The sequence below is a fragment of the Streptomyces shenzhenensis genome, assembly GCF_021462265.1.
GTDB lineage: Bacteria > Actinomycetota > Actinomycetes > Streptomycetales > Streptomycetaceae > Streptomyces > Streptomyces shenzhenensis.
The window spans coordinates 345,655-361,173 of the sequence record NZ_JAJONF010000004.1; the positions used below are offsets into that span (position 1 = coordinate 345,655).

General features: G+C 68.9%; 6 protein-coding genes. 4 read left to right on the forward strand and 2 right to left on the reverse strand.

Annotated elements, in window-relative coordinates:
* Positions 1-8 precede the first annotated feature (8 nt).
* Entirely contained in the window at positions 9-1,904 is a 1,896-nt protein-coding gene (locus LQ326_RS08220; RefSeq protein ID WP_234534171.1) for a glycosyltransferase family 2 protein, read from the reverse strand.
* Between the two features lie 596 nt (positions 1,905-2,500).
* Between LQ326_RS08220 and LQ326_RS08225 the strand changes: the two genes are divergently transcribed.
* From LQ326_RS08225 to LQ326_RS08240, 4 genes are all read left to right on the forward strand, one after another.
* Positions 2,501-3,985, forward strand: a complete 1,485-nt coding sequence (locus tag LQ326_RS08225; protein ID WP_234534173.1) for an integrin alpha — start codon at positions 2,501-2,503, stop codon at positions 3,983-3,985.
* Between the two features lie 32 nt (positions 3,986-4,017).
* Complete coding sequence (locus LQ326_RS08230; RefSeq protein WP_234534175.1) at positions 4,018-7,638, forward strand: LamG-like jellyroll fold domain-containing protein; 3,621 nt, start codon at positions 4,018-4,020, stop codon at positions 7,636-7,638.
* A gap of 105 nt (positions 7,639-7,743) precedes the next feature.
* Positions 7,744-14,673 carry a polymorphic toxin-type HINT domain-containing protein gene (locus tag LQ326_RS08235; protein ID WP_234534177.1) on the forward strand — a complete coding sequence of 2,310 codons (6,930 nt, stop codon included), beginning with the start codon at positions 7,744-7,746 and terminating at the stop codon, positions 14,671-14,673.
* An 18-nt stretch (positions 14,674-14,691) separates the two neighbouring features.
* On the forward strand, positions 14,692-14,880 hold the full coding sequence (locus LQ326_RS08240) for a hypothetical protein (RefSeq protein ID WP_234534178.1): 189 nt from the start codon (positions 14,692-14,694) through the stop codon (positions 14,878-14,880).
* Between the two features lie 198 nt (positions 14,881-15,078).
* Here the strand turns inward: LQ326_RS08240 and LQ326_RS08245 are convergent, their stop codons facing one another.
* Positions 15,079-15,474: a hypothetical protein gene (locus LQ326_RS08245; protein ID WP_234534180.1), complete on the reverse strand. Its 396-nt coding sequence runs from the start codon at positions 15,472-15,474 to the stop codon at positions 15,079-15,081.
* Positions 15,475-15,519 lie beyond the last annotated feature (45 nt).

Consider the following 15,519-nt stretch of genomic DNA (forward strand, 5'->3'; position numbering starts at 1 on the left):
GAGGGCCGCTACCGGGTGCGCCGGACCAGGTCCACGAGACGGCGGGCGGTGCCGGGGCGGTAGGCCGGGCCCTCCAGCCGCAGCAGGGCACCGTTGCGGACGACCGCGTACGCGACCGGCGCCGGCGCCTTGGGGAGGGTGACCGGATGCCGTCCGGACGGCAGTTGCAGGCGGGCCGGGAGGCGCAGGTGCGCCACACCGGCCTCGGCGACCAACTCGGCGTCCACCGCCAGCGTGGACACCGTGACCTTGACGGCGGCCAGGGCGGTGGACGCGGCCGCCGCCACGTACGGCAACGGGAGCGAGTGCCTGCCACGGGCGGAGTTCGCGGCGGCGGCGCCCGCGGTGTCGGGGCCGAGCTTGCGCAGGCGGGGACCCACATCGAGGGTGAGCTGCGCCCGGCCGGCCGTCCAGTACGGGAGCGCGAGCCGACCGCCGGTGAGTGCGGGGGTGGCGGCCGGGGTGTTCGGAGTGGCGTCGCCGGTCATGCGGATCAACCGGTCGACGCCCAGGAACTGGACGAACGCCCACACCTCGTGCGGCCCGCGTTCCAGCGGCCGCCCGCCCGCCAGCCGCTCCGGATCCAGGGTCAGCCGCCCGGACGCGACGAGCCGGCACCGGCCTTCGCCGAGCGGTTCCAGCCGTACGTCCAGGTCGCCTTCCGGGTACCACCAGTCCTCCCGGTCGCGGTCCTTGACGACCAGTTCGGCGTAGGCGAGCCGGAACGGGTCACGGACCTCCCAGCCGTCCTCGGTTCCCGGCACCCCGCCCAGCAACTCCGGGTCGAGCCAGTGCTTCCCGTCCCGCTGGACGAGTGCCAAGGGCTCGCCGTCCCCTCGTACCAGGCTCAGCCTGACGTCGGCGACCAGGCGGCCGTCCTCCCAGCGGGGCTGGCCGAGCTCGCCGCGGGCCTGCACCTCGCGGACGTGCTCCGCGAACGCGACCGCGCCGTCGAAGTCGCCGCTTTCGAGGAGTTCGGCCCGCAGCCGTGACACCGCGGGCAACCCCTCCCGTACGGCCGGCGGGAACTCCTCCAGGGCCAGCTGACGGGCTGTCTCGAAACGCGGGCGCTGGTCGGCCGGCTCCTCGCGCAGGACTTCGGGTTCCCGGGCGCGGGCCAGGATCTCCACCTGGTAGAGGCGGTGCAGCAGCCGGTTCTGCAGGCTGTCGAGGTCGTCGGAGGGTGTAGTGCCGTCCTTGAGCTGGCGGGCGATGGTGCGGAGATTGGGCCAGAACCCGTACCGGGGGTTGAACCGGTGCTGGGTGTTGTTGCCTCCGTCGTCCCGCTTCATCCAGTAATAGCAGGGGTAGTCGGCGAGGATCGCTATGCGCTGTGCCTTCAGGTAGGCGGCGGTGACGAAGAGCATGTCCTCGAGGAACCAGGGTCCCTCCGGGAAGCGCAGGCCGTGCTGCTCGACGAAGGCCCGGCGGAACATCTTGTGCGGCGTCAGCGTCTGCATCAGCTCGTCGTTGTCGATCGTGCAGGTACCCACCGTGTGCCGGAACACCCGGCGGGGCCGCACCATGGTGCTGGACATCTTGCCGAGTACGACGTCGGCGTCGTTCCGCTTCGCGTGCTCGTACAGCCGCTCCAGGGCCTCGGGCCCGAGTATGTCGTCGTGGTCGACGAACTGCACGTACTCGCCCCTGGCGTGCTGTATGCCGAGGTTGCGCGGTGCACCCGGCCAGCCCGAGTTGGGGCGGGTGCGGACCCGGACGTTCGGATGCGCGGACGCGATCTTCTCCAGCCGGGCCAGCGTGTCGTCCGTCGACCCGTCGTCGACGTAGATCACCTCGTACTCCTCCGTCGGCAGGCTCTGCCCCAGCAACGACGGTGCGCACTCGTCGACATAGGCCCCGGTGTTGTAGACGGGGACGATGACGCTGACCTTGATACTCGACATTCGCGAGATTTTACCTGCCTGGTCAGGCATTGGCGAATCTTTTACAGAAGGGAAGGCGGAGGGGAAGGAGGTGATGCAGGTGCGGAATTGGATAACCGAAAAGGGAGGCCGACCGTTCTGCCGAATTATCGCGCAAGTCGACAGGCGCAATTGCCTCGGCGGATCGCAGCCCGGATACCGGTAAAAGGGGGCGTGGCGGTCTCTGGACATGAAGCCTCTTCCAGTCATGAACGTATCACGACCATTCCGGAGCCGTCATGTGAATATTTCGTGAAGTGCCGTCAGGTTTCCGCAGGTGGGCCTGTGAGCGGCGCATCCTTTGCCCCTTTTTGTTGTCCGGAGTCCCCTTCTCGTTCGTTGCAGTACATAAGGCAAAGATGATGCCGCTCTGTGTGGTTGCTGTGTACAGCTGGTTTCTTGAGCGGTCTTGACGGCCTTTATTTGTCTCGTATTTAGTCTGCTCTTATGTCATTCATAGGGTGGTCTTACCTGGGCTCGCCCGACGGGACAACGAGGGGTGGAGTGTGCGTACGCGTACACATCTGGCGGGGAAAATGGTCGCTTTGGCCGGCCTTCTCCTGGCCGCGACGGGAGGCGTGACCTTGACCTCCCCGGAGGCGGCCGCCGCCACATGCACGGCGGGGACGGCGAGCGACTTCAACGGCGACGGGCTGCAGGACACGGTGATCGCGGACCCGGGCGCCACGGTGAACGGGGCCAAGCGCGCCGGACTGGTACGGGTGGTCCTGGGCGGGGGCAAGGGCGTCTCGGAGATCTCCCAGGCGACCAGCGGCATGGACGCGACGCCCGAGACCGGCGACGGCTTCGGCGCGTCCTACGCCGGCTACGACGCCGACGGCGACGGCTGCAGCGACCTGGTGGTCGGCGCGCCGTACGAGGACGTCGTGAAGGACGGCAAGAACCTCGTCGACGCCGGGGCGATCTACATCATCCACGGCACGCCCACCGGCATCGGGACGGGCTCCGCGATCCAGGGCTACAGCCAGGCGGGGTTCGACTCCGCCACGGCGACCGAGGCGTACGACTGGTTCGGTTACGCGCTGAAGGCGGGCACGACCGCGAGCGGAGCGCCGTACCTGGTCATCGGGGTCCCCGGTGAAGGGGTCACGGTCGGCGGCACGACGTACACCGACGCCGGGTGCATCGAGTACGTCCAGGGCACCACCAAGGTCTCCCTGACCCAGAACTCTCCCGGGGGGAACGGCGACGCAGAGGAGAACGACCGCTTCGGCTACTCACTCGCCGGAACCAACCGCTACTTCGCCGTCGGCGTTCCGGGTGAGGGAGCCGGTGACCTGGCGTTCGCGGGCGCCGTGGACGTCTTCAGCCACACCCTCTCCGGCGGCATGCCCACGCCGCTGGTGGGGATCGGCCAGGACAGCACCGGGATCGGCGGTGCGGCGGAGGCCGGGGACCGCTTCGGCTCCTCGGTCTCCATGACCGGGTACCGGCCCAGCGACCAGACGTACAACTCCGACGTCCTGCTGGCCGTGGGCATCCCGGGCGAGGACATCGGCACCACGCCGGACGCGGGCGGGGTGGCGGTCATCCGCATCCAGCCGTCCGGCGCATACACGCAGATCGCGGCGTTCGACAACAGCGTGGCGGACGTCGAGGGCGACGCGGTCGCCGGTGACTTCATGGGCCAGCGCGTGGCGATCGCCAACACCGACACCACCGTCGTGACCACCACGGCCAATGTCCGCCTCGCCGTCGGCGAGCCCGGCAAGGACACCCCGACGGTCAAGGACGCAGGCGCCGTGCATACCTTCCGGCCGCTCGACGCCGCCCTCGGCGCCAACGACAAGGAGCTCTTCCGCGGTTCGGGGCTGCCCGGCACCGCGACCGCCCGTGACTACACGGGTGTCGCTCTCGCAGGCGGCAGCACCAACCTCTACGTGGGCGTGCCCTACAGCAAGGAACCGGCCACCTCGAAGGGTGTCGTGTACGTCATGCCGTGGTCCGACATCGACGGCACCACCAGCACGGGGACCACCGTCCACGTGCCCGGATCGGGCGGCCTGCCCGACGCGGGCTCGACGTTCGGGGTGATCGGGTGAACGGCCGGCACGGGAGCAGAGAGCACCGCACCATGAAGATCCGCAGAACACCCGGCCGCCGCCCGCTCGTCGCGGCCGCCGCCGTGGCGGCCCTGCTGATGACCGGTCTGAGCGTCGTCTCCGCGCCGGCCGCCGAGCAGACGTCGGCCGCCGCCAAGGACACCGCCGCCGACAGCGGCACGTTGCTCTCCCCGGCCGCCGCCCGGACCAGGGCGAAGAAGTCCGGCAAGGCCGTCGAGATCCAGAGCCTGCGCGACGAACGCAGCACCACCGTCGCCAACCCGGACGGCACGTTCACCGTCAGCGAGTACGTCCAACCCGTCCGTACTCGCGTCGACGGCAAGTGGACGGACATCGACACCACGCTGGTCAGACGGAAGAACGGCACCCTCGCCCCGAAGGCGGCGCTGACCGCCATGTCCTTCTCCGGCGGTGGTGACACGACCTTCGCCGAGATCGAGAAGGACGGCCGCTCCGTCTCCCTGGACTGGCCGGACAAGCTGCCGAAGCCGCGGATCGACGGTTCAACCGCCACGTACCGCAACGTCCTGGACGGCGTCGACCTCAAGGTCACCGCCAGCGCCGAGGGCTTCTCGCACGTGCTGGTCGTCAAGAACGCGAAGGCGGCGGCCGACCCGGAGCTGGCGAAGCTGCGCCTGCCGCTCGACACCTCCTCGGTGAACCTGACGGAGACCGGCGACGGTGGGCTGACCGCCACCGACACCGGCTCGGGCGGCGCGGTCTTCGAGGCGCCGCAGCCGGTGATGTGGGACTCCAGCCACGCGGCGAAGGACGACGCGCCCGCCGCCGACGAGAACACCCAGACGCCCCCCGAGGGCGCCCGGGTCGCCGACGTCGGCGTCGACGTCTCCGCGGACACGATGACGCTCACCCCCGACACGGACCTGCTCACCGCCCCCGACACCGTCTACCCGGTCTACATCGACCCGGTCGTCAAGACCGCCACCCGCACCGGCTGGACGATGGTCTCCTCGCACTACTCGGGCACCTCGTTCTGGAAGTTCGACGACGACGAAGGCGTCGGCCTGTGCCCCTCCGACGTGTCGGTGCGGTGCAGCAGCTCGGCGGACGTGAAGCGGCAGTTCTTCGCGATCCCGACCGGCACCTTCGCGGGCAAGGACATCGTCAGCGCCGAGTTCGCGGTGACGCAGGTGTTCACCTACAGCTCCAGCGCCCGTGAGGTGCAGCTGGCCCGGGTCAACAGCACCGGTGCGAGCGCGATCAGCTCGAAGACCGACTGGGCGAACCAGCCGTCGTCCAAGGCGACGATCGGCTCCAAGTCGCCGACCGACAACGCCGGTTCGTGCACCTCGACCAACCAGAACGTCCGCTTCGACGTGCAGAGCACCATCCAGACCGCGGCCGACAACGCCTGGGCCACCACCACGTTCCGTCTGAAGGCGGGCAGCGAGTCCGACACCTCGTACTGGAAGCGCTTCTGCGGCAACGCGCACCTCGAAGTCACCTACAACCGGCCTCCGTTGGAGCCCGTCCAGAGCGACCTGCAGATGAAGCCGGGCGGCACCTGCGAGTACGGCGCCGCCACCGAGCACTACGTGACCGAGGCCCCGCGGGTCTCCGCCGTGATCCGGGACTACGACCACGGCGACAACGGCTCGAACTCCGAGACGCTCCAGGCCCAGTTCAAGGTCTGGTGGACCAACTCCAGCGGTGACACGGTCACGCACTACGCCACGACGGCCAAGAAGACCACCGTCGACTCCAGCTGGAGCGACCAGACCGGTGTGGCCACGTTCTTCTACACCATCGGCAGCGACGTCTCGGGCGACGGGGAGGCCGGGTTCACCGTCCCGGCGAACACCACGGTCGCCTGGGCGGTCCGAGGCTACGACCAGCAGTCGTACGGCGCCTGGTCGACCGACGGCGACCAGACCCGCTGCGAGTTCATCTACGACACCAGCAAGCCCAAGTCGGCCGCGATCACCTCGGCCCAGTACCCGGACGACGAGGCCTGGCACACGGGCGTCGGCGACTACGGCGACTTCACCATGGACTCGCCGTCCACCGACGTCACCAAGTACACCTACTACGTCACCGGCCCGCAGGCCGACAGCACGAAGCGGACGGTGGCCGCCGACTCCACCGGCGGACCGGCGACCATCCGCTGGATGCCGCCCAGCGAGGGCACCTACGTCCTGCACGTGACCGCGGTCGACGGCGCCGGCAACGCGCAGAAGACGCCGACGGTGCACGTCTTCCTGGTCAGCGACGGCCGCGCGCCGGTCGCCGCCTGGACCCTCGGTGACGCCAAGGGCTCCACGAAGGCGGCCGGGAGCAGCACCACCCCCGCCGCGACCCCCGGTTCCGGAGTGGCCTTCGGCGCGGCCGGCCCGCTCGGCTCCACCGACACCGCCGCCTCCTTCGACGGCACCGAGAACGCCTACCTCGACTCGGGCACCGCCTCCGTCGACACCGGCAAGTCCTTCTCCGTGAGCGCCTGGGTGATGCTGCCTACGCTGCCCACCCAGAACATGACCGTCGTCAGCCAGGACGGCACCGCCCAGGCCGGCTTCGAGCTGGGCTACGACAAGGACACCGCCTCCTGGACCTTCCGCATCCCGGTCAGCGACATGGAGACGCTGGGCACCTGGAAGGTCTCCGGCGCCACGGCGGTCGTGGGCAGCTGGACGCACCTGATCGGCGTGTACGACGCCGAGCTCGGCAAGCTGATGCTGTACGTGAACGGCGTGCTTGTCGCCGACGACGTGCAGGCCCGGCACACCGTGTGGACCGCGACCGGCGCCGTGCAGATCGGCCGCCAGCTCGACCTGGACGGATACACCAACAACCTCAAGGGCAGCGTCGCGGACGTCAAGCTGCACGACCGGGTCATCCCGCCCACCGAGGGCCAGGAACTCGGCGGCATCCAGCCGCACCAGCTGGCCTACTGGCAGCTGGACGAGGCCGCGAACGGCGTCTCCCCGGAGAACGGCGGCGGCACCGGGCTGACCCTCGGTGGCGGCGCGTCCATCTACACCCCGGACGAGTCCTGCGACCCCGAGGCCGACCCGGACTGCGTCCCGCCGGCCCCGCCGCTGTGGGGCGACGGGCACCTGGCGCTCGACGGCGTCAGCGGCTACGCCACCCGGGCCGCCGCCGGACCGCTCACCGACCAGGACAGCTTCACCCTGACCGCCCGCGCCCGGCTCGCCTCGGCGAACCCGGCGACCGACGAGACGGTGCTGTCCCTGTCCGGTGCGAACGGCACCGCGATCAAGGTCAGGTACTCGGCGGCCGACGCCCGCTGGCAGTTGGCGGTGACCGACGCGGACACCTCCTCGCCGGTCACCGTCACCGAACTGGACAAGGGCGACGCCCCGAGCTCCGCGGGCGACGGCGATCACCTCGCCCTCGTCTACAACGCGGTCTTCGGCGACGTGCTCCTGTACGTCAACGGCGTCGCCGTCGTCGACGCCTCCTGGGACAACACCTGGGACTTCAGCACGACCAGCCTCCAGGTCGGCCGCGCGCTGACCGGGACGAAGGCCGGGGAGTACTTCTCCGGCGCCGTGGACGAGGTGCGCATGTACCAGGGTCCGCTGGACGCCTCGCTGGTGGCGCTGGTCGCCGGCCTGCCGGGCGGCTCCAGCATCGACGAGACCTCGGCGTAACCGTCCCCGTGCGTGGGCGGGCGGCTCGACTGTGAGCCGCCCGCCCATCTCCGCATGTCTATCTCTACCGGTTGTCTACCGATTCTCTACTGATTAGGAGAGTTGATGTCCTCGCCTGCCTGGTTCCGGTCGGTACGACCGGCCTGGCGAAGCGGTCGCAGACGGGCTGCGGTGGTCCTCGGACTGGCGCTGTCCATAGGGCTGCTCCCGCAGTACGCCCCCGCGGCCACGGCCTCCGACACCGGAGTGACCCGGCCCAAGACGCAGACCGACCTCGACAAGCCGGTGCGCGGCAAGAAGGCCACCGCCAAGACCCTCAAGAAGACCGACCAGGCCGCGAAGGCCGCGGTCAGGAAGACCTCCAAAGCCCACTGGCCCAAGGCGGGCAGCGCCGAGGTCGACCTCGGCGGCAAGGCGGTCAAGGCCGCCGGCCTGCCCCTGACCGCCAGGGCGGCCGGCGGGGCCAAGGGCGCCGACTCCGTCCGCGTCCAGGTCCTCGGCCGCAAGGCCACCGAGGCGGCCGGCGTGGACGGCGTGCTGTTCACCGTCGCCCGCACCGACGGCGCCACCACCGCTGGCCCCGCCCAGGTCACCCTGGACTACGCGGACTTCGGCGGCGCCTTCGGCGGCGCCTACGGCTCCCGGCTGCGGCTCGCCACGTACCCCGCGTGCGTGCTGACGACGCCGGAGAAGAGGTCCTGCTCGACGCCGACCTATCTGAAGACGGCGAACGACCAGGCCGAGCAGACCCTGACCGCGACCGTGCAGGCGGCCGCCGACACCTCCGGCCCCTCCGCCCAGCTCCTCGAAGCGGACTCCGCCACCTCCTCGGTCACCGTCGTGGCGGCCACCGCGAGCAGCGGCGGCGACGGCGGCGACTACAAGGCGACCAGCCTCGCGCAGTCCTCGCAGTGGGGCGTCGACACCAGCTCCGGCGCGTTCACCTGGTCGTACCCGATGAGCGTCCCGCCGGTCCCCGGCGGCATGCAGCCGACCGTCGGCCTCAGCTACAACTCCCAGTCGATCGACGGCCAGACGGCCACCACCAACAACCAGGGTTCGTGGATCGGCCAGGGCTTCTCCTACGACCCCGGTTACATCGAGCGCAGCTACAACGCCTGTGCCGACGACGGCCACGACGACACCAACGGCGACGAGTGCTGGGCGTTCGACAACGCCACCCTGTCGCTGACGGGCGGCAGTTCGGGCCGGCTGGTCAAGGCCGACAAGACCGGCGAGTGGCGGATCAGCTCCGACGACAACTCCAAGGTCGAGCACCTGACCGGCGCCGTCAACGGCGACGACAACGGCGAGTACTGGAAGATCACCACCGGCGACGGCACCCAGTACTACTTCGGCCTCAACCATCTCACCGGCTACGCGAGCGGCAACGAGGAGACCAACTCCACCTGGACCGTCCCGGTCTACGGCGACGACTCCGGCGAGCCCTGCTACAACGCCACCTTCGCGGACGCCTACTGCACCCAGGCCTGGCGCTGGAACCTCGACTACGTCGTCGACCCGCACGGCAACGCCATGTCGTACTTCTACGGCACGGAGACCAACTACTACACGCAGGGCCTGAAGACCACCGAGAACGGCAAGGCCTACATCCGCGGCGGCTACCTCAAGCGCATCGACTACGGCCAGCGCGACGGCACGGTCTACTCCACCAAGCCGGCCGCCCAGGTCGTCTTCACCACCGCCGAACGCTGCGTGGGCTCGCTCACGGACTGCTCCGCCGGCGCCCTCACGGACTCCACGGCCGCCGACTGGCCGGACGTGCCCTGGGACCAGAACTGCAAGGCGGACAGCAAGTGCCCCGGCCAGAACTCGCCCACCTTCTGGACCCGCAAGAAGCTCACGAAGGTCACCACCCAGATCCGCACCGGTGACTCCGCCTACACCCCGGTGGACGTGTGGAGCCTCACCCAGGACTTCACCGACAACGGCGACGGCTCCAAGTCCCTGTGGCTCAGCAAGATCGACCACACCGGCAAGGTCGGCACCGACGCCTCCGTCCCGTCCGTCCAGCTGTACGGCACCCAGTTGCCCAACCGCGTCGACGAGACCGGCAACAACATCCAGCCCTTCTACCGTTTCCGCCTCTCCGGGGTACAGAACGAGTCGGGCGGCGTGCTCAGCGTCAACTACGCCGACAACCAGTGCACGACGAGCAACGTCCCGGCGGAGGACTCCTCCACCAAGCGCTGCTTCCCGGTGAAGTGGAACCCGCCCGGCGCCACCGACCCGATCACGGACTGGTTCCACAAGTACGTGGTCGCCTCCGTCGTACAGACCGACCTCACCGGCGGCAACGCCGACCAGGTCACCTCGTACACCTACCTCGGTGACGCGGGCTGGCGGAAGACCCCGGCCGACGGCATCACCAAGACCGAGGACCGCACCTGGAGCGACTGGCGCGGTTACGGCAGGGTCCGGGTCGTCACCTCCGACGGCACCAACTCCGCCGCCAACACCCGCACCGAGCACGTCTTCTTCCGCGGTCTCGACGGCGACGTCGACAAGAACGGCACCACCCGCTCCGCGACCGTCACCGACTCCAACGGCGTCTCCTACGACGACTCCGACTGGAAGGCCGGCCAGGAGCTGGAGACGCTCACCTACAACGGCGACGACATCACCGAGAAGTCGGTGACGGTGCCGTGGACCGCGGTGACCGCTACGGAGACCCGGGACTGGGCCACCTACAAGGCCCGTTACGTGGCGACCGGTTCGACCGACACCTACACCGCGCTCGCGGTGGGCGGCTGGCGGCACACCAAGTCCACCACGACCTACGACGACGCGACCGGCCGCGAGAAGACGGTCGACGACGACGGCGAGGTCGGCGTCGCCGACAACCAGTGCACCCGCACCGAGTACGCGGACAGCGCGAGCGCGCACATCTACACGATGGTCTCGCGGGTCGAGAAGGTCGGCGTCGACTGCGCCTCCACCCCCGACCGCTCCAAGGACGTCATCTCCGACGACCTCACCTACTACGACGGTTCGACGACCCTGGGCGCCGCCCCGACCAAGGGCGATCCCACGACGACCAAGCGCCTCACGGCCCACGACGGCACGACGGCCACGTACCAGACGACCGCCGTGACGACGTACGACGCCTACGGCCGCCCGCTGGTGGTGAAGGACGCCGAGACGGCTTCGTCCTCCACCCAGTACACGTCCTCCACGGTCTACACGGACACCTACGGCCTGGCGACCAAGTCGACGGTCACCAACATCGACGGCTGGACGACGACCACCGAGTACGCCCCCGCCTGGGGCCAGCCGACCGCCAAGACCGACCAGAACGGCCTGCGCTCCGACCTCGCCTACGACGGCCTCGGCCGCCTGGTCTCGGTCTGGCTGCAGGACCGCCCCAAGGCGAAGAACTTCACCCCGTCCATCAAGTACGAGTACCTGATCCGGGGTGCCGCCGACCCGGCCGCCGTCCACACCCAGAAGATCGAGAACGACGGCACGTCGTACGGCAGCGAGTGGTCGCTGTACGACGGCTGGCTCCGGCCCCGCCAGGACCAGACCGAGGGCGAGGGCGGCCGCATGGTCGCCGACACGCTCTACGACGGTTCGGGCCGCGTGGCAAAGGTCAACGACACCTACTTCACCACCGGCGCCCCGTCCTCAGCCCTCTTCGACCCGGTCGACGCCGACCTGGACGCGACGACCGTCACGCAGTACGACGGCGCCGGCCGCACCACGGCCTCGATCTTCAAGGTCAACGGCACCGAGGACTACCGCACCACGTACGCCTACGGCGGCGACCGCGTCACGACCACCCCACCGCAGGGCGGCGTGAAGACGACGGTGGTGAAGGACGGCCGGGACAACACCACGACCCGGATCCAGTACCCGGTGGACGGCGACGCGGTCACCACGTCCTACGGCTACGACGACGCCGGCCGGCTGACGAGCGTCACGGACGACAAGGGCAACGACTGGACCTACACCTACGACCAGCTGGGCCGCAAGAAGACGGCGGTCGACCCCGACACCGGTTCGTCCTCGTACACGTACGACGCACTGGACCGCCAGACGTCGGTCACGGTGAACGGCGACAAGACGTCCACGGTCTACGACGAGCTCGGCCGGGCGGTCTCCACCTGGCAGGGCGAGGCGACGACGGGCACCAAGCTCTCCGTCTCCAAGTACGACACGGTCTACAAGGGCGAGCTGTACGGCGTCTACACCTACAAGGACGGCGCGGTCTACTCGTCGGTCACCTACCCGACCCTGGACCCCGACAACGACTACGCCCCCGTCTCCACCAAGTACTACCTCTCCAAGACGGCCGAGCCGCAGCTGGGCGGGACGTACGAGTTCACGGCCCAGTACAACGACGACGGCACGCTGCAGAGCCAGGGCCTGCCGGCGACCGGTGACCTGTCCGCCGAGGCGGTCGGCTACGTCTACGACGGCCTCCAGCGCCCGACCGGCCTCAACTCTTCGCTCGGCGGCCTGAGTTACGTCTCGGACGCGTCCTACTCCCCGACCTCGAACCTGGAACAGCTGGAGCTGTACACGGGTGAGTCCACGGCGAAGAAGACGTGGATCACCAACAACTACGAGGCCGGCACCGACCGTCTGACCAACTCGCGGGTGGACGTCCAGGGCGCGTCGAGCGTCGCCTACGACGCCGACTACACCTACGACAAGGCCGGTGACATCCTCTCCATCGCCGACACGCCGACCGGCGGCACGAGCGACGTCCAGTGCTTCACGTACGACGGCATGGGCCGCCTCTCCTCCGCGTGGACGTCGTCGGTGGCGTCGAACGACGCGAAGGGCACAGGCCCGACGGACGCGTCCTGCGCGTCCGGGGCGTCGGCGTCCACGGTGGGCGGGGTATCCCCCTACTGGACCGACTACGGCTACGACACCATCGGCAACCGCACTAGCGAGGTGCGCCACGGCCTGAACGGCGCGGCGACGTCGAGCCGCACCTACAAGTACGGCGAGACGGGCTCCGGCCCCAACGGCTCGGTCTCCGGCGCCCACACGGTGTCGTCGGTGACGGAGAAGACGGACGCGACCAGCACCACGCCCGCGGTCACCTCCCAGAACTCCTACACCTACGACGCGTCGGGCAACACGAAGACCCGTGTCCTGGACGGCGACACCCAGTCGCTGGCCTGGGACAAGCAGGGCGAGCTGACGACGGTCACGAACGCCGACAACTCGGTGACGACGTACAAGTACGACGCGTCGGGCTCCCGCATCCTCCGGGACACGCCGACGGAGAAGACGTTCTACCTCCCCGGCACGGAGCTGCACTACGACAAGTCGACGGCCAAGGTCACGGCGACCCGTTACTACAGCTTCGCCGGCACCACGGTCGCCATGCGCGAGGCGGACGGCGTCCACTTCCTCGCCTCGGACAACCAGGGCACGGCACAGCTGGCGGTCGACGCGAAGACGGGTTCGACGACCCGCCGCCGCATGGACACGTTCGGCAACCTCCGCGACGACTCCACGTCCTCGTCCACGGGCTGGGTGAACGACAAGGGCTTCGTCGGCGGCACCGTCCAGGCCTCCACGGGCCTGACGACCCTCGGCGCCCGCGAGTACGACTCCGACACCGGCCGCTTCATCTCGGCCGACCCGGTGATCGACTACACGGACCCACAGCAGATCAACGGGTACGCGTACGCGAACAACAGCCCGGTCTCCAACAGCGACGCGTCGGGCATGCGCCTCGCCGACTGCGTCGGCGGCTGGAACGAGTGCGGTCCCGGCCCCTCCACCCACCGCGGCGCGGTCGACACCCGCGACAGCGGCGGCTCGGGCGGCACCGGCAGCGGGACGACCTACACCCCGGCGCAGGCGCAGGCGGACACCGCCCGGGCGAAGGAGGACTCGGCCAAACAGCGCGCGATCGCGATCGCCAAGGAACTCGGCAAGATCGCGATGGACGAACTCGGCATCACCGACGCCCTGGACTGCTTCACCACCGGCAACCTGGGCGCCTGCGGCAACACGGCCCTGAACGTGGTCGGTTCGTTCCTTGGCGGCGGCCCCCTGGCCAAGCTCGCCAAGAAGTACCTGTTCCGCTGGGACAAGGCCGCGGCCCTCGGCAAACGCATCTACGGCCTGGGCAAGGACCTGCTGAAGACCTTCAAGGACTGGCGCAAGAGCAGGAAGGAAGCGGACCGGTTCGCTGAGGCGGCCTCCTGCGCCGTGAAGAAGCCGAACAGCTTCACTCCTCACACCAAGGTGCTGATGGCCGACGGCACCACCAAGGCCATCAAGGACGTGAAGATCGGCGACGAGGTACTGGCCACCGATCCGGAGACCGGCACGACCAAACCCGAGAAGGTCACCGCCGAGATCAAGGGCGTCGGCCTCAAGCACCTGGTCAAGGTGACGGTCGATGTTGACGGCAAGAAGGGGGCCAAGACCGCTTCGGTCACCGCGACCGACGCTCACCCCTTCTGGGTGCCGGAACTCGGCGAGTGGATCGACGCCACCGACCTGCACTCCGGCGAGTGGCTGACCACCGCCTCGGGAACCCGCGTCCAGATCACCGCGGTGAAGCGCTGGACGGCCCTGACGGCAACGGTCCACAACCTCACCGTCAGAGGACTGCACACCTACTACGTGATGGCGGGATCCGCTCAGATCCTGGTGCACAACTGCAGTGGACTGATGCCCGGTCACGCAGCGGAATGCACCTGCAACGGCGACTGGAACGCCGATATCACGTACAAGGAGACCCCCAAAGAAGCGGAGGCCGCGCCCAGCGGGTCGGCCGGAGAGGGGAACAATAGTACGATCCATGCGACCGTGCGTGAAGGGCAGCGGGGAATCAATGCGGACGAAGTGATATCGAACGCGGAAAGAATGATGTACGACGAGAACGGCAACCAGATATACGTCTGGAGCCAAGGCGGAGGCCGCAGCCATGTGACGATCCGCAACCCGGGCAACGGCAACATTATTACGAACCAAGTGTCGGAGGACGGCTGGATTGAGCGGCAGATCGAAAAGGGACGATGGTCTGGACTGGGCTGACGGGGAGGGAACGCCGTCATGAGCGTGACCGTGTATTCCTGTGCTCTGTGCTTCGATGATGTCGGAGAAACGGACCCCGAGTTGCTTCGGCTGACCGTCTCCAGGCGCCTCTCGGAGGCTCAGCAGGAGCTGTTCGTCCACAGAACCTGTCTGGTGGCCCGGCTGGATCCACGGGTTCCGCTGGGCCAGGTCTTCGACGTCGACTAGGCGAGCCGAGCCAATGATCCAGGACGCCCGGCCGGAGTCTTCCGGCCGGGCGTCCTCGCGCGTAAGCCTCGTGGGCAGGCGGTGTGCGGCGGCCTACCTGCTGACACCCATCCGAACGTAGCCGTGACGATCCCGCGATGTCGTTTGTGCGGCGCCGACTGGGCCACAGTCGCACAGTCGCACAGGCGGTCTGGCGGCTCAGTGGTCGCCCGTGTGCGGGCGCACGGGACGTGGGAGTGGCTGACGCCAGTCGCCCAGCCTGGTGAGGAGAAACCGGCGGGCGAGAGAACGTATGTCGTCCCACGCTGAATCGGTGGCCAGTGCGTTGTCCCAGAGGCCGACGAGGCAGGTGGCATCGATGTCGCTGAGGCGACGGCCGATGGCCCGAAGCTCGTACAGGTCCTCGGGCTCGAAGGCTCCGCGCTCCGCGAGTCCTTCAGAGACGCGGCAGAGGAGCTCCACCTCTTCAACGATGTCCTTGGTCTCCAGCTCGCGCTCGTCCAGCCAGGCAAGTTGATCCTGGGTGTTGGCTGCTAGGAGGGCCATGAAGTGCAGCGTCCAGGTTTGCAGGTGTGCGTCGCCGAGATGGTTCACGCATGGAGGATCGCACCTAGCTCCCGCAACCGTGCTCGATGGTAC